We start from the raw sequence: 18,182 nt of genomic DNA on the forward strand, positions 1-18,182 counted from the left end.
GATGTGCGTCTCGCAGCGGCGGCGCCCGCCCCATAGAGGAGCGGACGCCGCCATTGCAATGCCTTTACTGCCTAGTTTCCGGCGGACGCCGAGGGCGAAGCGGACGGCGAGGCCGAGGGTTCAGCCGAGGCATCCGGAGCCGGTGTGGCCTCCGGTGCTGCACTGGCCGGCACCTTGGCCTCGGCGTCGAGGGCTTTCTGCAGTGCTGCAGAGATGCGCTTCTGCGCCTCGCCGTAGGCTGCGAAGTCTCCCGCTGCCAGTGCGGCCTGACCGGCCTGGATGGCGGAGTTGGCCTCGTCCAGGGCCGCCTTGAGCTCGGCCTTGGCGTCGGCGTTCCCCGGTGTGGTCGGCGCTGCCGGGTCCACGGGCGTCTGGCCGTTGTTGTCCGAGTCGCCGGCCGCAGCACCGGAGTCGCCACCGAAGAGCTGTTTCAGCGCCTCATCCAGGGTGGGCGCGAAGCCCACCTTGTCACCGAACGCCACCAGCACGCGCTGCAGTGTGGGGTACGACGTCTCACCAGTGGATTTCAGGTAGACGGGCTGGACGTACAGGATGCCGCCGCCCACCGGAAGGGTGAGCAGGTTGCCGTTGAGGACTTCCGAAGCACCCTGGCGCAGCAGGTTCAACGCCTGGGAGACCGTGGGATCCGAGTTGAACTTGTTCTGGGCCTGTCCAGGGCCGGGGACCTGGGTCTCCGGCGGGATCTGGAGCAGCCGCAGCTGGCCGTAGCTGTCAGCCTTCACACCAGCCTCGTTCCCGGCGTCGGAATCCGCCGCAAGGAAGCCGTACAGCACGTTGCGGGCATTGCCGTTGACGATCTGCGGTATGAACGAGGACGTCAGCTGGAACGCGGGTTCCTTCTGGTCAGGCATCTGCAGTGACATGTAGAACGGCGGCTGCTTGACGCCGCTGGTCGAATCCACTGTGGGGTCCGCCGGTACGCTCCAGACGTCCTTGGTCTGGTAGAAGGTGGACGGGTCCGTCACGTGGTACTCGCCCAGGAGCTGGCGCTGGACCTTGAACAGGTCCTCCGGGTAGCGGACGTGGCTCATAACATCGCCCGACATTTCGGAGAACGGCTTGAGCGAGGTGGGGAACACTTTCTGCCAGGCCTTCAGCAGCGGGTCCTGGTCATCCCAGGCGTAGAGCGTGACGGAGCCGTCGTAGGCGTCAACAGTGGCCTTGACCGAGTTCCGGATGTAGTTCACCGAGCTGTTGGGCAGGGCCACGGCGCGTCCGGACGTGGTCTGGGTGTCAGTGGTGGCATCGGAAAGCTGCTCCTGCTGCGAGTACGGGTAGTACTGGCTGGTGGTGTAGCCATCCACGATCCATTTGACCCTGCCGTCCACCACTGCCGGGTAGGCGTTGCCATCGACGGTCAGGTACGGGGCGACCTTCTCCACGCGTTCGCGGGGGTTCCGGTCGTAAAGGACCTGTGATTCCTCGTTCACGCCGTCGGAGAGAAGCAGGTCGGAGGACTGGAACTTGATGGAGTACAGGATCTTGTTGAAGAAGCTGCCCACGTTGGGACCGCCGTTGCCTTCGAACGTGTACTGCGCATCGCCTTCGCCTTCGCGGCCTGAGGGCCGGTCCTGCTCACGCGCCGGCGCTCCGTCCGGGGCACCCACGATCGAGTAGTCCGGCGAGGACTCGCCGAAGTAGATGCGCGGCTCGTAGGTGGAGTCATCGCCCAGCACACCTGTGGAGGGGATTCCGGACTGCAGGAACTCGGGCTTGCCATCCACCGTGAACTTGTTGCCCTTGGCAGCAACCACGCCGTAGCCGTGCGTGTACACAACGTGCTGGTTGAGCCAGCCCTGCTGATTGTTGGCGACGTTCGACGGGTTCAGTTCACGCACCGCGATCACGGTGTCCTGGATCTTGCCGTCAACCTCATACCGGTCAACGTTCAGCGCCTCGGGGAACTGGTAGTACGGGCGGTACTGCTCCAGCTGTGAGAACGCGTCCGAAATCAGGTTCGGGTCCAGCAACCGGATGTTCGCCGTGGTCTGGGCGTCCGGGGCGAGGGCACCGGTGCTCGCCGTGTTCGTGGCGTCATACCGGTCCACCTGGATCGCATCCAGGCCGTAGGCGGCCCGGGTGTTGTCGATGTTCCGCTGGATGTACGGCTTTTCCAGGGTCTCCTCAGACGGACGGACCTGGAACTGCTGGATGACCCACGGGTAGACGCCGCCGGCCAGGATGGATGTGATGACCAGCATGGCCGTGCCGATCACCGGCAGCCGCCAGCGGCCGATCACAGCGGACACCACAAAGAGGATGGCAACCAGGACGGCCGCGACGGCGAGGATCGCCTTGGTGGGAATGACGGCGTTGACGTCGGTGTACAACGCACCGGCCCAGCGTCCGCCGTTGCTCTGCACGGCGGAGAACCGGTCCAGGAAGAAGTTGACGCCCAGGAGGACCAGGAAGGCGGCACCGGTGACGGCGATGTGGATCTGGGCTGCGCGGCTGGTGAACACACCGCGTTCCATCAGGCGGATGCTGCCGTACAAGTAGTGGGTCAGGATGCCCGCAATGCCGGCGATGACCACAACGCTGATCAGGAAGCCCACCACGAAGCCCAGGAACGGCAGGACCATCAGGTAGAAGCTGATGTCCATGTTGAATTGGGGATCAGTCTTGCCGAACGGCTCCTGGTTGAAAAACAGCAGGACTTTCTGCCACTGGCTGGCTGCGGCGCTGCCGGCAAACAGGGCAAAGAGGACAGGCAGGCCGATCATGACGACGCGCCGGACGGGTTCCAGCTGGGCCTGGTACCTGTTGAGGTTGTCCCTGACTTCGGAGTCCGGGGCGTACACCGGCCGGGACCGGTAGGCGATGCGGATGGCGAAGAAAACACCGGCGAACATCAGCGCAAAGCCGGCCAGGAAGATGCCGATCCGTGACAGGTTCTCGGTGAGGAAGACTTCCAAGAACCCCAGTTGGCGGTACCAAAGGACGTCAGTCCAGACATTGGCAAAGAAAATGAAGCCCACAACCACCAGGGCAACAACGATCAGGGTGGGCGTCAGTGCGCCGCGTCTTGAAGGGGGTCTACCGGTGGGCATGGAGCTGGCAGGACGGGACAAACTGGTACCTCATAGCTGGTCGTCAGATTTACGAGCGTGCGTGCGAGTGACGTCAGGTCCCGGCCAAACCGCTGGATCAGTCCGTCATAATTGCCACGAGTGGCGGTATTGCTTAGTTCCTGTCGAGGACAGATGCGCCCAGTCTAGTTGTTTGTGCACGCTGGCAAGCCGGACGTGTCCTGGCCGCTGCCGGCCAGTTCGACGGCGGCACGCGCACCGGCGAGATTCTCCACCCGGACCACCTGCAGGCCGTCGGGGATGTGCCCCACCACTTCGTCGCAATTGCCTGCGGGCGCGAGGAATACAGTGGCTCCGGCGGCCCGTGCGCCGATGAGTTTCTGTCCGATGCCGCCGATGGGTCCCACGGCACCGTCCGGTGAGATGGTTCCAGTTCCGGCCACGTGCTTGCCGCCGGTGAGGTCACCGGGCGTCACGGTATCGATGATTCCCAAGGCAAACATCATTCCGGCACTGGGGCCGCCCACTTTGTCCAGGGAGATCTGGACGTCGAAGGGAAAGGTGAAGAGTGCCTTGAGCACCACACCCAGGACGAACCTGCCCTCGCCGTTGTCCTTGGGAGTGATGGTCTGGGTGACCTGCTGCCCGTCGCGTTCCACCACTACGTCCACGGGGGCACCCTTGCCTGCCGCGAGGTCCTCCTGGATGACGGCGAGGGACGTGATGTCCTTGCCGTTGATGGAGACAAGGACATCAGAGGGCTGGATCTTGCCTTCCGCGGCGGCCCCTGTGGAGAGGTCTACGGCCTGGAGCTGCTGGCCGTAGGGGATGCCCAGTTCGGTCAGCGCTGAGGCGATGGCGTTTTCCTGCGAGGTGGTCATTGCCACAGTGCTTTGTTCCTGGGCTTCCTCCTTGGAGGTACCCGTTGGGTACAGCAGTTCCTGCGGGTAGACGGCCTTGGAGCGGTCCAGCCAGGCGGAAAAGGCACCCAGGATGCTGACCGGCCCGTTGGGGCCGCCGTCCACGTAGACGGTGGTCAGGTCCAGGTTTCCGGCCGCGGGGAATGTTTCCCTGCCGGTCACACTGATGACGGGGTGGCCCTGACTCTGTCCCAGGGTGTTGTAGGTGGGGCCGGGTGATTCCACTACGTAGGGAACGGGAATGGTGGCGACGGCGATCCCCAGTCCCAGCGCGGACACACCGGCGAGCATCATGGCCGAGACCTTACGGTCCCGGGGCGAAGGCCCGGTAGGGGCATCCGGCGGGAAGCCTTCGGCAGGCCAGCCACCGGCTGCCTCAGGTGTGGCGGGCGGCGGGGTCAGCCCGGAGGCATGGTCCTCTGGCGGGAGTCCGCCACGGGTCGTAGTCACCGGACCAACATTACGCGGTGCTGGCCGTTGACAGCTCTTTGCCTACAGCGAACGGCGCCGCGGGGCGGCAGACAGCCGTGCACCACCGGGGTACCGTGAAGGTTGATCAACAGTCACACCGACGATCGGCGGGATCATGACCTCCAATCCACTCAACTCCTCCAACGGCGACGATACGCCGAAGGATCCGTTGACCGAAATGCTGCAGAACCTGATGGGCGGCAAGGGGATGGAGAACTTCGACCCCGCCGAGCTGGCCAAAGCTGCCGGCCTGCCGGACGACCCCAACCTCCTGGCCCAGATGTTCTCCCAGGTCCAGGCCATGATGAGTGCACCGTCCGAGGGACCCGTCAACTGGCAGCTGGCCCACGAAAACGCCCGACGCGTGGCCGCCACCGGCGCAGACCCGTCCGTCACCTCCCAGCAGTCGAAGGAAGTGGACGAGGCACTGCGCCTGGCCGAGCTCTGGCTGGACCCGGTCACCGACCTTCCTGCCACGGGCCTGATTGGCCGTGCGTGGTCCCGTGCGGAGTGGGTGGAAGCCACCCTGGGAACGTGGAAACGGCTCACCGAACCGGTGGCGAACAGCATTGCCAACGCGCTGTCCGCAGCCATGACCGAGCAGATGCCCGAAGAGATGAAGTCCATGATGGGCGGAGCGTCCTCCATGCTCCAAAACATGGGCGGAGCGATATTCGGCATGCAGCTGGGGCAGGCCATCGGCGCCCTGTCGGCGGACGTGGTCAGTTCCACCGACATCGGCGTGCCGCTGGCCGACCTGGAGATGGCCCTGCTGCCGGCGAATGTGGCGGCTTTCGGCGAGGGCCTTTCCCTGCCGGCCAACGATATCCGGCTGTTCCTGGCCGTCCGGGAAGCTGCGCACGCACGACTCTTCGTCCAGGTGCCGTGGCTGCGGGGCCATCTGCTCAGCGCCATCGAGGCGTACGCCAGGGGCATCCACATCGACACGTCCCGCATCGAGGAACTGGCACGGGACCTGGATCCGAGCAATCCCGAAGGCATCCAGGAAGCCCTGTCCCAGGGCGTGTTTATGCCGCAGCGCACTCCCGCCCAGGACCAGGCCCTGGAAAAGCTCGAAACGGCCCTGGCCCTGGTGGAAGGGTGGGTGGACGAGCTCACCGCGGCCGCCACGGAAAAGGTCCTGCCCTCGGCGGGTGCTCTCCGCGAAACCGTCCGCAGGCGCCGCGCCACCGGCGGACCCGCCGAGCATGCCTTCGCCTCGCTGGTGGGTCTTGAACTGCGCCCGCGCCGCCTGCGTGACGCCGCCACCCTGTGGGCCAGCCTCAAGGACGAACGCGGCATCGAAGGCCGGGACGCCATCTGGCACCACCCTGACCTGCTGCCCACGTCAGAGGACCTGGATGATCCTCAAGGCTTCAGCGCCCGCCGGAAACTCGCGGAAGCCAGCGACAGCGAAGTGGACGACGCGCTGCAGAAGCTGTTGAGCGGTGGCTTCGATGACGCCCCGGAGAAAACCGACGACGACGACAGCGGGGAGCCCCAGCCGAAAGGGTAACCGCCGCGAAGGCCCGGCACGCCAGTGCCGGGCCTTCGGCATCCGTCGCGTCAATCAGGCGTTGCGGCGGAAAAATCAGTCGGCGTCAGCCGGCCACCCGTGCGGTTCCGCGCCGGCCTCGGATCCGCTCTTCGGCAGGCCCCGGCCGGTGGCAAACGAGACGCCTTCGAGGAACGCCTTGGCCCGTTGTGTCTCCGGGTATGCCGTGAGCAGTTGCCAGAAAGCGGCATTGTGGCTGGCCACCAGGAGGTGGGCCAGTTCATGCAGCAGGACGTAGTCGATAACCCACTGCGGCATGGGCCGGAGCTTGTCCGACAGGCGGATGGAGCCCTGGGCAGGCGTCGCCGAACCCCAGCGTGAGTTCTGGTTGCTGACCCAGCGCACCGACGTCGGTACTGCGCGTCCGCCGAGGTACTGCCCGGAGAGCTGCGCCGCGTGGGCCGCGAGGGCTGCGTCGGAAGCGGGACGTTTCCTGCCGGCGGCCGTCGGCCGCTCCCCCTGGCGCTGCAGCTTGGCCAGCATCCGGTGGGCCCACTCCGCTTCCTGGGCCTTGGTGAAGCGGGCCGGGATGGCCACTACCGCCGTGCCGTTCTCCCAGAACGCCGCCACGGTGCGGGTGCGCCGTGCTGACCGCCGGATCTCCACGGGGGCACCATCAGCGGTGGTCAACGGGGCTGCCGCCCGCCGGCCAAGGACCGGCGCCGCAACGACTGCCGGCTCTGTCACAGTTCGGTACTTTCGATGAGGACCCGCAGGACGTCCTCGCCGTAGCGTTCCAGCTTGGTGGGCCCCACTCCGGCGAGTTCCGCGAGTTCCTCCAACGATTCAGGCCGGGCCTCGGCGATGGCCGTGAGCGTTGCATCCGTGAAGACAACAAACGCCGGGACGTCCGCCGACTGCGCCACGTCGCGGCGCCAATTCCGCAAGGCGTCGAAGGTCTGTTCCTCGTAGGTGGGCGGGCACGAATTGCAGCGCCCCACTTTCCGTTCCGCGCCGGTGCCCAGCATGGTGCCGCAAACCCGGCACATGGCCGGGGCCGCGGCCTTCCGGCGTGGCGCCGGGCCTTTGCCCCGCAGGCTGGAGGTGGCCACCGAGTTGGGCCGGAGCCCATCCATAAACCGCGACGGTTTGCGGTTGGCGCGCCCGCCCGGTGTCCTGGCCGTTGACCAGGACAGGGACAGGTGCTCACGGGCCCGCGTGATGCCCACGTAGAGGAGGCGCCGTTCCTCGTCCACTGCTTCGGGTGAATCTGCGAACGAGATGGGCATCAGGCCTTCACTGAGCCCCACCAGGAAGACGGCGTCCCATTCCAAACCCTTGGCGGCGTGCAGGGAGGCCAGGGTAACGCCCTGCACGGTGGGCGCGTGCTGGGCAAGTGAACGTTCCTGCAGTTCGTTGACGAAATCAGCGAGGCTGAACTCCGGCCCGCGGACCTCGCGCAGCTCATCGGCCAGCGCCACCAGCGCTGCCAGGGATTCCCACCGTTCCCGCAGGGCGCCGCCGCTGTGGGGAGCTGATTCGGTGTAGCCGAGGGAGGCCACGATATCGCGGACCACCTGGCCCAGCGTGCCCGCCGAGTCATCCTCGGCCACGGCCCGCGTGGCTGCCCGCAGCTGCAGGATGGCGTCCCGGACTTCCTTGCGCGCGAAAAACCGTTCGCCGCCGCGCAGCTGGTAGCCGATTCCGGCCGCTGCCAGCGCCTGCTCGTAGGCTTCGGACTGTCCGTTGGTTCGGAAAAGGACAGCCACCTGGCTGGCCTGGGTGCCGTCGTCGAGCAGTGCCTTGATCTTCCGGGCCACGGTGGCGGCCTCGGCTTCGTCGTCCGAGCACTCGGTGAACTCGGGGACCGGGCCCGCGGGCCGCTGCGCCACAAGCTGCAGCGGCGACGCCCAAGCGGCGTCAGCGACCGGACCGCCGCTGCGCCGTCCGGCCAGGAGGTCGTTGGCCAGCTTCACCACCTGCGGGGTGGAACGGTAGTCGCGGATGAGCTTGACCACGTTGGCTTCCGGATAGCGCGCCTTGAAATCGAGCAGGTGCTTCGGCGATGCGCCGGTGAAGGAGTAGATGGTCTGGCTGGCGTCACCCACCACACAAAGCTCGTCCCGGCCGCCCAGCCACAGCTCCAGGAGCCGCTGCTGGAGCGGGGAAACGTCCTGGTATTCGTCCACCACAAAGTGCCGGTACTGCTCACGGACGGTGGCGGCGACCTTTTCGTCCTCCTGCAGGATGCCCACCGTGATGAGCAGGACATCCTCGAAGTCGATGACGTTCCGGTCCGTTTTCACGTCCTCGTAGGACTGGAAAACACGGGCGACGGCGGTCAGGTCGAAGCCACCCGGCGCGCCACGGTCCTGGGCGTTCTCCAGGTAGTTCGCCGGGGTGAGCATTGACACTTTTGCCCATTCGATTTCCGAGGCAAGGTCGCGGATGGAGGCCCTGTCAGTACTCAGCCGAAGGCGCCGTGCAGCCTCCGCGAGCATCTGGGCTTTATGGTCCAGGAGGTTGGGCAAGGTGCCACCCACGGCCTGGGGCCAGAAGAACTGGAGCTGGCGCAACGCGGCTGCGTGGAAGGTGCGGGCCTGGACATTGCCGGCGCCGAGGTCCCGCAGCCGGCTGCGCATTTCCGCGGCAGCCCTCGCGGTGAAGGTGACGGCCAGAAGCCGCTGCGGCGAGTAGACGCCTGAGTGCACGCCGTAGGCGATGCGGTGGGTGATGGCGCGGGTCTTTCCGGTTCCGGCGCCGGCCAGCACGCACAGCGGACCGTTGAGGGTACTGGCCACCTCACGCTGTTCGGCGTCCAGGCCGCCAAGGATGCGGTCCTCGAGGGAGGCTGTGCCGTCAAAATTCTCTGTAGTCACTTCTGCTGTTCTTAGTCTCGACTGCCGGATGAATCCGGTGGATGGTTGGCCTCAGGAACCGGTGAGGTCCTGGATGCGTCCGCCGTACCAGTGTTCGATCAGGGACCTGGCGATGGAAAGCCTGCTGGAGATGGTGATCTCACCAGCGAGCACGGCTGCCTGGAGTTCTTCTCGGCTGAACCAGCGCGCCCTGGTGACCTCAACGCCGTCGGGCGTTGCCTCGGTGTCTTCAGTGATGGCGGTGAATCCAAGCATAAGGGAGGCAGGAAACGGCCACGACTGCGACCCGAGGTACTGGCAGGCTGCCACCCGGACGCCGACTTCCTCGTGGATCTCGCGGACCACTGCCTGCTCGAGGGACTCGCCGGGCTCCACAAAGCCGGCCAGGGTGGAATAGTTTTTGGCTTCCGCAGGACCCCCGCCGCCCAGCAGCACCCGGCCGTCCGGGCCAACCACGGTCACGATGATGGCGGGGTCCGTCCGCGGATAGTGTTCGGATTGGTCCGAAGGGCACCGCCGGACCCAGCCGCCGGCTTCGACCTCTGTGGGCGTGCCGCACCGCGGGCAGTGCGTGTGCAGGGCGTGCCAGTTGGTGATGGCGCTGGCTTCGACAAACAAGGCTGTGTGCAGGCTGCTCAGGCCCGCTGCGACGTCACGGAAACCGGCCCAGGCGGCGTCCTCGGGGATCCCAGCCGTGCCGGGCGCTGCAGGTTCGGACAGGACAAAGAGCAGCAGTTCGGTGCCTTCGGCAAGCTCCCCGCCCGGAAGGGCAGCGCCCAGGTAAACCACCAGTTCCGGGCCCTGGCCGGCAGCTGCGAGGGCTTCGTGGAGCTCCCTGGCCCCGGCCATGAACAGGCCGGTGCCGTGGATCAGGCCCTGCCGCCGGGACAGGACAACAGCCATTGTCCCGGAGCCTGCCAGCAGGTGCGCCACCATGCCGGGCCTGACCCGTCCCACCGAGCCACGGTCCACCAGGGCAGGCCGGACCGGGAGGAGGGCGTCCGTCAGGTGGTTGGCCGGCAGCTGCGCCGGCACCTTCCGGTGGAGCGGCATTACAGACTCAGCGTGGCTCATAGGTCCACCGTACTGACTGGGACTGACAATTGACATTTCCAAGGGCCCGGCTGTGGATCAGCGGACCGCACTATTTCCACATATCTCAAGACTCGCCGCCGCCGGATGGGCCCGCGGGCGGGCGGGCAATCTACCGTTGAACGGTGAGAAGAAAACCGATTGAACTGGCCGCCATTGCAACCGCGGCAGTCCCCGGGCTGACCCCCACGGCCGTCAGCGCAGCCCCGGACGATCCCGCGGACTTCGACTCGGCCCTCCTCCTGGATTCCGAGGGCAAGCGCTGGCGGGTCCGGTCACCCCGGCACGCCGAAGCAAGCGCCCGGCTGGAAACCGAGTTCCTGGTGCTGCGCGCCTTCGCCCCCGGCATCCGCGCCGAGCTGCCATTCCTGATGCCCACGGTGGCCGGCAGCGTCAGGCTTGGCACGCTCACCACGTTTGTCTACTCACATCTGGCGGGCAACAACCGCAGCATTGAAGACCTCACCGCCGGGCCGGACAGCCTGGCCCGGGAAGTTGGTGCCGCCCTCGCGGCCATCCACGACCTGCCCCGCGCGCTGGTCAGCAACGCCGACCTGCCCAGTTACACCCCCAACGAGTTCCGCCAGCGCCGGCTCAACGAGCTGGACCAGGCCGCCACCACGGGCAAGATCCCGTCGGCATTGCTCCGCCGCTGGGAACACGCCATGGAGGACGTGTCCCTGTGGCGTTTCAACCCCTGCGTGGTCCATGGTGACCTGCACGAGGACAACCTGCTGGTGGAGGGTCCCCGCGTCACCGCCGTCACCGGTTGGACCGACCTCCGGATCGGCGACCCTGCCGACGACTTCGCCTGGCTGGTGGCCTCCAACGAACAGGACTTCGTGGCCGCGGTCCTGGCCGGCTACACAGCCGGACGGCGGGACACCCCTGACCAGCACCTGCTCCGCCGGGCGGCCCTTTCCGCCGAGTTCGCCCTGGCCCAGTACCTGGTCAAGGGCATCGCCGCGGGCGACACCGCCATGGTGGCCGAGGCCGAATCCATGCTCGAGACCCTGGCCAGCGATATCGCCGAATACGGCGGGCAGCCCATCAGCGTGGAGCCGCAGCCCGCCTCCGGCAGCGCCGCCCAGGACGCCGGGGCTTCGCCGGCCGGACCTGGGGAGCCGGTCGCCGCCGTCGCTGGAAATGCCGTGGCAACGGACGACGGCGGCCACGTCGCGGCCGGGAAAGCCGTCACCGTGACACCGGTACCGGTAGCCGTGCAGCCGGCCGTCCACGTGGCGCCGATCCCGGTGGCTCCGGTTCCTGTGACTCCAGTCGAGGCGGCCCCGGTTGAGGCGGCCCCGGCTCCTGCGGACTCCGCGGCGCCCGCAGCGGATACTTCACCCGGCGAAACCGGGGAGGATACCTCCACCGCCGCCATCTCGATCGTTGAGGCCAAGCAGGCTGAACCGGAACCCTCCGGGCAGGGCCCGGCCAAGTCCGGCAGCTGAGCGGGCCCCGGGCGCACCCCTGATTAGGCCAGGGCGGCCTGGACCAGTTCCTCGAGTTCCCTTGACGTTGCCAGGTCATGGGGCCGCACCACGTTGTTGTCAGCCACGTAGAAGAAGGCCGCGCGCACGTCATCCAGCGGGACACCCTTCAATCGGGCCCAGGCCAGCCGGTAGACGGCCAGCTGCACGGCCCTGGTCCGCAGGTGGGCACCTGATGGACGCCTGCCGGTTTTCCAGTCCACCAGGTCCCAGCGCCCGTCAGCGTCCTGGAAGACGGCATCAATCCGGCCACGGACCACCACGTCCCCTACCCGGGTCTCCACCGGCACCTCCACAAATGCCGGCGACCTTTCCGCCCAAGGAGAAGCCTTGAACGTGGCCACCATGGCGTCGAGATCGTAGGCGGCGTCGATGTGGTCGTCCGCGCCGGGGGCCTCCCCCAGGTCCAGCATCCCGGTGGTGCCGAAGTAGTCCTCCACCCAGGCGTGGAACGCCGTGCCCTTGCGGGCCGACATGCCCGGTTCGCGGGGCACAGGGCGGCGGAGCCGGGACAGGACTGCCGATGGGTCCTCGCCGAGGTCCACCAGCGTTGACGCCGAGATGTGGCTGGGCAGGTGCACGTCCTGGCCATGGGAACGGCGGGACCGCCGCTCCAGCAGCAGCGCCGCTTCACGGGCCCACCCAGCGGCCGGCCCGGCGGGCAGGCTGGCCGGAGTCGGTTTTCCGGCGTCGGCTGGGCTGTGCAGCTCCTCCCCCGCGGCCACGGCCGGCAGGGCAGCGACCACCCGCGCGGCGGCGGCCTCCATCATTGCCCGGCGGCCCCTTGACAGCCGGAGCCGCCCTCCGGTCCGCGGATCCACTGGCCCTTCCAGGGGGTCGTATGGCCAGGTGGCGATTTCGGTTTCCAGGGTCAGTGGACTGGCCTCCGGGAGGGACTCCTCATCGAGGGACAGCGGGTGGACGGTGGCCTGCGCCTGGTGTCCGGCACCCGCCGGTACCTGCGCCAACGGTTCCAGCTCGGCCAGGAATGGTGACATGGCTGCCTGGCCGGCCCTGGATCCCACCCATGCAGCGCTGGATACCCACAGGACGTGCTTGGCTCGGGTGTACGCAACGTAAGCCAGCCGGCGCTCCTCCGAGTCGCCGTGCGCCTGGACGTTGGCTTTGTAGTCCTTCTCGGCGTCCAGCCACCCTTTTTGGTCCGGCTGGTCCAGGTCCCACTGCGGCAGGTCGGCGCGGTCCCCCCGCAACGGCCATGGCAGCGCTGCCGCCCCGCTGCTCCAGCGGGAATCACGGTCGCTGGGAAAGGCACCCGCGTTCAGCCCGGGCACAAACACCACGTCCCACTCCAGCCCCTTGGAGGCATGGACCGTCAGCAGTTGCACTGCTTCCCGGTTGACGTCGCTCGCCGGCGCCTCCAACCCGTTTTCCTCAGCGGACGCTGCTTCCAGCCATGCGAGGAAGGCGAGGATGTCCACACGCTGGGAGGTCCGCAGGAATCCCGCGGCGGCGTCCTGGAAGGCATCGAGGTTCCGGCGGGCCTGGTGGATGCTGATGCCGGGCCGGGCCGCCACTTCAATATCAAGGAGCATGGCCCGCTCCACTTCGCCCAACAGCGTGGTCAGGTCGTCGCCGAGGTAGCCGCGCAGCTGGCGGAGTTCGGCGGCAAGCCGGCCCAGCCGGTGGCGGGCGTCCGCGCCCAGTGTCCGGCCGTGGACGGAAACCCAGTCTTCCCGCGGCAGCCAGTCCACGGCTTCCACCAGGCTGGCGCCATCCGTGAGGTCGCTTTCGAGCACCTCAGGTTCGGCCGGGGCATCCGGCGGGCCGTCAGCGTCTGCGGCTGATCCCTCCGCAGCGCGTCCCCGCCGCCGCGCCAGCTGGCTGGACCAGTCCCGCAAAGCCATCAGGTCCGCCGGACCCAGCCGCCAGCGGGCGCCGGCCAGCAGTCGCATCAGTGCATCGGACCGGCCCGGATCGGCAAGCACCCTCAGGGTGGCTACCAGGTCCACAATCTCCGGTGTGTCCAGCAGGCCACCAAGGCCGACTATTTCGTAGGGAATCCCCCGGGCTTCGAACTGGCGCCGCACCGGTTCCATCTGGGCACGCCGGCGGCACAGGACCGCCAGTGCAGGCGGCACAGGTGTTCCGTCCGGGGCCAGTTCGAAGTCCGTAACCCGGTATTTCAGGACGTCCGCCGCCAGCGCCGCGGCCTCGTCCGCGTCGCTGCCGAACCGGCCCAGAACCACTGATCCGTCCACGGCATAGGGGCTGGGCTGAAGCGGGGGTACGTCCGCCACGGCACCCGGCGCACCGCCTGCCGGCCCCTTCTGTCCGGCCGCCCGGACCAGGGACTCGGACATCACGTTTGCCGCGGACAGGATGGAGCGCCCGTTGCGCCACGCCGTGGTGAGGTACGAGGTGGGTGCGGGCGACCAGTCCCCGAGCAAGCCGGGGCTGGTGTTGCGGACCGGGAATTCCCGTACGAAGTGGAAGAGCTGGCCTGCTGACGCGCCGCGGAAGCCGTAGATCGACTGGTTGGGGTCACCCACTGCTGTCACGGCGTGCCCGCCGCCGAAGAGCCGGGAAAAGAGCACCAGCTGGGCGTAGGAGGTGTCCTGGAATTCATCAAGCAGCACCACCTTGTAGCGCTGCCGCTCCATGTGGGCTGCCAGGGGCACGTCCTGCGCCACTTTGGCTGCGAGCGCCACAAGGTCGCCGAAGTCCAGGGCGCCGCGGGCGCGTTTGGCTAGGGCGTAGCGGCCCACCATGTCGGCCACGCTGGCCCTAGTGCGCAGCATCCCGGCGAGTTCAGCGGCGGCCTGTGGCGGGTTCTTCTTTTTGGTGGCCAGGTAGGGCAAAGCCTCGAACTCGGAGAGCCTGGCCATCAGCCACGCCTCAACATCCTCGGGTTCCTGCAGGTGTTCCGCGCATTCGCCCGCAAGCTGGATAACGGCCTTGACCAGGGTGGACTTCGCGGCACGGAAATGGGCGTATTCGCCGTCGTAGGCTTCCACCACTTCACTGGCCAGCTGCCACGCCTGGGCGCCGCCCAGGAGGACCACGTCCCGCTCCACGCCCAGCCTCAGGCCGTAGTCGGACACGATGCCGCTGGCGAACGAGTGATACGTGGAGACCTTGGGTTCGAGGGCGTCGGCACCGAGCAGGCCGGCCGGGAAGATCTTGTGGCCCTCGTCCTGGCCTGACAGGCGTTGCAGTGCCACCAGCTTGGCCCGGATCCGGGAAGCAAGCTCACCGGCGGCTTTGCGGGTGAAGGTTACGCCCAGGACTTCCTCGGGCCGCACCCAGCCGTTGGCCACCAGCCACACCACGCGGTCGGCCATGGTGGCTGTCTTGCCGGATCCCGCGCCGGCGATCACCAGCCGCGGCGTCAGTGGTGAAGAGATGATGGCGGACTGCTCGGGGGTGGGAACGTTCTTCTCCCCCAACAGCACGGAGAGCTCTTCGGGTGTGAACAGCGGCTCCGGCGGCAGCTGCCCGGCCTGGTCCGTGCCCATTCCGCCCCCTGCCTGGTCCATTCCCGTTCGGTCATCTGCCTGGTCAGTACTCATTCGGTCACCTGCCGGCCGCGCGCACACAGCGGGCACACTTCCGGGAGCCGGCAGCCGTGGCCGCCATGACTGCCCTTCGACGGGTCATGCCGGGCCTCGAATTCGCTGCCGCCCATCACTGCCGCGGCGTCCTTGACCATGTCCATGGCCCAGTTTTCCTGCGGGTCAACGGGTTCCTGCTGCTGGATGGCGGGGGTTTTTGCTCCGGTTCCCAGCTGGGCCAGGACCGCTCCGCCGGGCGTGCCGGTGCCGCCGCCTTCCGGGGCTGCGAAGCCGCCGGCCAGGACCGCTGCCTGGTAAGCGCCCAGCTGCGGGTGCCGTGCCAGGTCGGCACGGCCTGGCTGGCGTTTGCCGGTTTTGAGGTCCACAATCACCAGCCTGCCCTGGCCGTCAATTTCCAGCCGGTCCACCTGTCCTCGGAGTACGGCGTCGCGTGGCTGGTCCCCGTCCACGGCTACAGTCCCCAGCGCCACGTCAAAGTCCGTTTCCACGCCCAGGAGGCTGCGGCCCTCGCTGCGCATCACCAGAACATACTGGGCCAGCTTGCGGACCATCGTTTCGGCACGCTGGAAATCCAGCCGGCCCTCCCAGTTGTCCTTCATCCCCAGCGCGGGCCAGCGGCGGACCAGTTCGGCCACGTATTCGGAGCCGGAGGCGTCCGGCAGTTCCTGTGCGATGGCGTGGACCAGTGTGCCCAGGCTGCGGGCGAAATCCGTGGCGGCCTCTCCCCCGGCTGCCTGGACGAACCAGTCCAGCGGTGACTTCTGGACGGTCTCCACCTTGGACGGCGACACAAAGACGGTCCCGCCGGGCGGCACCACCGCGTCCGTGGAGGTGGGGGGCGCCAGCCCCCACCAGGAGTCCGGGTGGGCGCCGGGAACGGGTGGCTGGGCGGATGCAAGGTGTGCCAGGATCCGTGCGGCCTCGGGAGCCGCGCTGTCCTCCGCCTGGGCATGCTGGCGCAACTCGGCAACGAGGGCCCGAAGGGTCATGGGCCGCTCCACCTGGGTGAAGGGCCTGCTTTCCTGGCCCCGTTCAAGGGGGGCCACGTAGTCCAGGAACGACGACGGCTGGTGGTCCTCTGAGGATACGGCGGTGCAGATCAGCAGTTCGCGGGCCCGGGAGACTGCGGTGGAAAAGCTGCGCAGTTCGTCGTAGCGGATGTCCCGCAGCCGGCTGAGGGGGTCCCGCTGCACGGCATACGCGGGGCCGTGCTCGACGGCGTCGCTGTAGAGGGTGCTGCCCAGCAGCTCGCCGCGCAGCCTTGTGTTGGGCCAGACGCCTTCCTGCAGCCCTGCAACAAGGACCACCGGCCATTCCCGGCCCGCTGCGCTGGCCGGAGTCATGATTTCCACGGCGTCGTCCACCTGGGCCCGGGCAGCCAGGGTGTCCATGGGAAGCTCCTGGTTCAGCAGGTACTCCAGGAACTGTTCCGGCCCGGCCCCTGGAACCTGGTCCACGTACCGTTCGGCGGTGTGGAACAACGCCATCATGGCGTCGAGGTCCCGGTCGGCACGGGCGCCGGGCTGGCCACCGGCAAGCGCGGTGCCCGTCCACTGGGACGACAGCCCGGTGGAGTTCCAGAGCGCCCACAGCATGGACTCGGCGTTGGCGCCGGGGACGGCGGCGGCCTTGCGGCCGGCCTGAAGCATCCGGGCCGTCCGCCGGGCGGCCCTGCCCTCGATACCCAGCGATGCCAGCTCCGCGGGGTCCAGCAGGGCTTCGATCAACAGCGCGTCGCTGGTCCGGCCACCGCCGCCCAGGAGTTCTTCGCGGCGCAGCGACTGCCGCAGCCGGCGCAGCTCGATGGGACTGGCGCCGCCAATCCTGGAAGTCAGGAGCGCAACTGCCGCCTCGGGGGTCAACAGTTGCGGGTCCAATGCAATGGCGAAGGCGTCCAGCAGGGGCCGGACCGCCACCTCGTCCCGGACGGCGGACTCTGCCACGGAAACGCGGACCGGGATGCCCTGGCCGGAGAGGTAGCGCTGGAGTTCGCTGACCTGCCCGCCGTTGCGGACGATCACGGCCACGTCAGTCAGGTTCCTGCCATGGTTGATGTGCTGGTCCAGGATGCGCTGGGCAACGTACCGCAGCTCATGGACGGGCGAGGGAACCAGGTGTGCTTCGACCATTCCCCGGGCCCGGTCCGGTTCCGGTGCTTCAAGCCTGCGGGCAAGCTGGCCGCCTGCCCGGACCGAGATGCGGCCGGCCACGTCCAGCCAGGCGGCAGCAACGGCCGGTGCCTGCCGGTGGGCATAGCCGAGGGGACGCTCCACCACGGGGCCGGCCGGCGACAGAAGCCGGGGCAGTTCGGCCACGAGGTCCGGGCGCGCCCCGCGGAAGCCCTGGACCACTGTGTCCGGCGACGAGGTGACGTAGCAGTCCTTCCCCGCAGCGATGTCCGCCAACAGCTCGAAGACGGCCGGATTGGCTTCCTGGATGTCGTCCACCAGGACCAGCTGGAGACGGTCACGTTCGGCAGCGAGGAATTCAGGAAAGTCCTGGAAAACCTGGCGTGCCGCCGTGATGATTCCTGCCGGGTCGAAGGCCTCAGGCATCCGCAGGTCCAGGACGTCGCGGTACTCGGCGTACAGCCGGGCAGCGGCAGCCCAGTCCGGCCGCCCGCAGGCGGCGCCCAGGTCCTCAAGGTCCCCGGCGGTCCTGCCGGACTCGATGATGCGGTCAAAAAGTTGCCGGACCTCATGGCGGAAACCCCGCGTCTCCAATGCCCCGTCAAGATCTGCGGGCCACGGCAGTTCCAGGCCGGGAATCCGGTGCCCCTCAAGGAGTTCCCTGATGATGAGGTCTTGTTCCGGCCCGGACAGCAGCCGTGGCGCCCGGTCCAGGGGAAGGAAGCCTGCCACTTTGGCCCGGCGGATCACGTCGAAGGCATAGGACGCCCAGGTCCGCGCCGGCGTGGTGCTCAGGCTTCGGTCCAGACGGGCGGTAAAGCGGTCACGCAGGAAGTCTGCTGCCAGGCGGCTGGGCGCCAGGATCAGCATCCGTTCAGGGTCGACGCCGTCCCGCTGGACCCGCCTGACGGCCGCCTCCACAAGGACAGTGGTTTTGCCCGTTCCCGGCGCGCCGGGGACCAGCACCGGCCCCGCGCCGTGACTGACGTCCACGGCGGCCTGTTGGTCCCCGGAGAGCCGCGGGACGCCTGCGTGCAGCTGGCGGGGCGCAAGAAGCCGGAGACCGGCCGGTTCCGGGGTGGCCCAGCGCTGGTCCGGGTCCTGCAGGAAACCGTCGCGG

At 68.0% G+C, this 18,182-nt stretch carries 9 protein-coding genes; 2 read left to right on the top strand and 7 right to left on the bottom strand.

Annotated elements, in window-relative coordinates; genetic code table 11:
- Nucleotides 1-71 precede the first annotated feature (71 nt).
- Both ACRB8A_RS12810 and ACRB8A_RS12815 read right to left on the bottom strand, forming a co-directional pair.
- Entirely contained in the window at nt 72-3,071 is a 3,000-nt protein-coding gene (locus tag ACRB8A_RS12810; RefSeq protein WP_056597140.1) for a UPF0182 family membrane protein, read from the bottom strand.
- Nucleotides 3,072-3,235: 164 nt separating this feature from the next.
- The gene (locus ACRB8A_RS12815; RefSeq protein ID WP_432244827.1) at nt 3,236-4,420 is read right to left on the bottom strand and encodes a YlbL family protein; all 1,185 of its coding nucleotides are present in this window, start codon (nt 4,418-4,420) and stop codon (nt 3,236-3,238) included.
- Between the two features lie 136 nt (nt 4,421-4,556).
- Between ACRB8A_RS12815 and ACRB8A_RS12820 the strand changes: the two genes are divergently transcribed.
- The gene (locus tag ACRB8A_RS12820; protein WP_285240724.1) at nt 4,557-5,957 is read left to right on the top strand and encodes a zinc-dependent metalloprotease; all 1,401 of its coding nucleotides are present in this window, start codon (nt 4,557-4,559) and stop codon (nt 5,955-5,957) included.
- A gap of 75 nt (nt 5,958-6,032) precedes the next feature.
- Here ACRB8A_RS12820 and ACRB8A_RS12825 read toward each other — a convergent pair whose 3' ends face one another.
- The 3 genes from ACRB8A_RS12825 to nudC are packed head-to-tail and all read right to left on the bottom strand — an operon-like array spanning nt 6,033 to nt 9,889.
- Nucleotides 6,033-6,683: a M48 family metallopeptidase gene (locus ACRB8A_RS12825; protein ID WP_285240723.1), complete on the bottom strand. Its 651-nt coding sequence runs from the start codon at nt 6,681-6,683 to the stop codon at nt 6,033-6,035.
- Nucleotides 6,680-8,815, bottom strand: a complete 2,136-nt coding sequence (locus ACRB8A_RS12830) for an ATP-dependent DNA helicase UvrD2 (RefSeq protein WP_050687890.1) — start codon at nt 8,813-8,815, stop codon at nt 6,680-6,682. Before ACRB8A_RS12830 ends, ACRB8A_RS12825 begins: the two co-directional genes overlap by 4 nt.
- 51 nt (nt 8,816-8,866) lie before the next feature.
- A complete protein-coding gene (nudC, locus tag ACRB8A_RS12835; protein ID WP_285240722.1) occupies nt 8,867-9,889 on the bottom strand; it encodes an NAD(+) diphosphatase in 1,023 nt (340 codons plus the stop codon).
- A 143-nt stretch (nt 9,890-10,032) separates the two neighbouring features.
- On the opposite strand from nudC, the gene ACRB8A_RS12840 reads away from it, so the two are divergent.
- The gene (locus ACRB8A_RS12840; RefSeq protein WP_432244828.1) at nt 10,033-11,361 is read left to right on the top strand and encodes a macrolide 2'-phosphotransferase; all 1,329 of its coding nucleotides are present in this window, start codon (nt 10,033-10,035) and stop codon (nt 11,359-11,361) included.
- Nucleotides 11,362-11,384: 23 nt separating this feature from the next.
- Here ACRB8A_RS12840 and ACRB8A_RS12845 read toward each other — a convergent pair whose 3' ends face one another.
- Both ACRB8A_RS12845 and ACRB8A_RS12850 read right to left on the bottom strand, forming a co-directional pair.
- Nucleotides 11,385-14,897 carry an ATP-dependent helicase gene (locus ACRB8A_RS12845; protein ID WP_432246040.1) on the bottom strand — a complete coding sequence of 1,171 codons (3,513 nt, stop codon included), beginning with the start codon at nt 14,895-14,897 and terminating at the stop codon, nt 11,385-11,387.
- A 29-nt stretch (nt 14,898-14,926) separates the two neighbouring features.
- On the bottom strand, nt 14,927-18,169 hold the full coding sequence (locus ACRB8A_RS12850) for an ATP-dependent helicase (RefSeq protein ID WP_432246041.1): 3,243 nt from the start codon (nt 18,167-18,169) through the stop codon (nt 14,927-14,929).
- Nucleotides 18,170-18,182: the final 13 nt, after the last annotated feature.

The sequence above is a fragment of the Arthrobacter sp. G.S.26 genome, assembly GCF_050847375.1.
Lineage (GTDB): Bacteria > Actinomycetota > Actinomycetes > Actinomycetales > Micrococcaceae > Arthrobacter.

Excerpts from the sequence above, each read along its gene's own strand:
- ACRB8A_RS12810 (WP_056597140.1), bottom strand. The coding sequence starts at position 3,071 with ATGCCCACCGGTAGACCCCCTTCAAGACGCGGCGCACTGACGCCCACC.
- nudC (WP_285240722.1), bottom strand. The coding sequence starts at position 9,889 with ATGAGCCACGCTGAGTCTGTAATGCCGCTCCACCGGAAGGTGCCGGCG.
- ACRB8A_RS12820 (WP_285240724.1), top strand. The coding sequence starts at position 4,557 with ATGACCTCCAATCCACTCAACTCCTCCAACGGCGACGATACGCCGAAG.
- ACRB8A_RS12845 (WP_432246040.1), bottom strand. The coding sequence starts at position 14,897 with ATGGACCAGGCAGGGGGCGGAATGGGCACGGACCAGGCCGGGCAGCTG.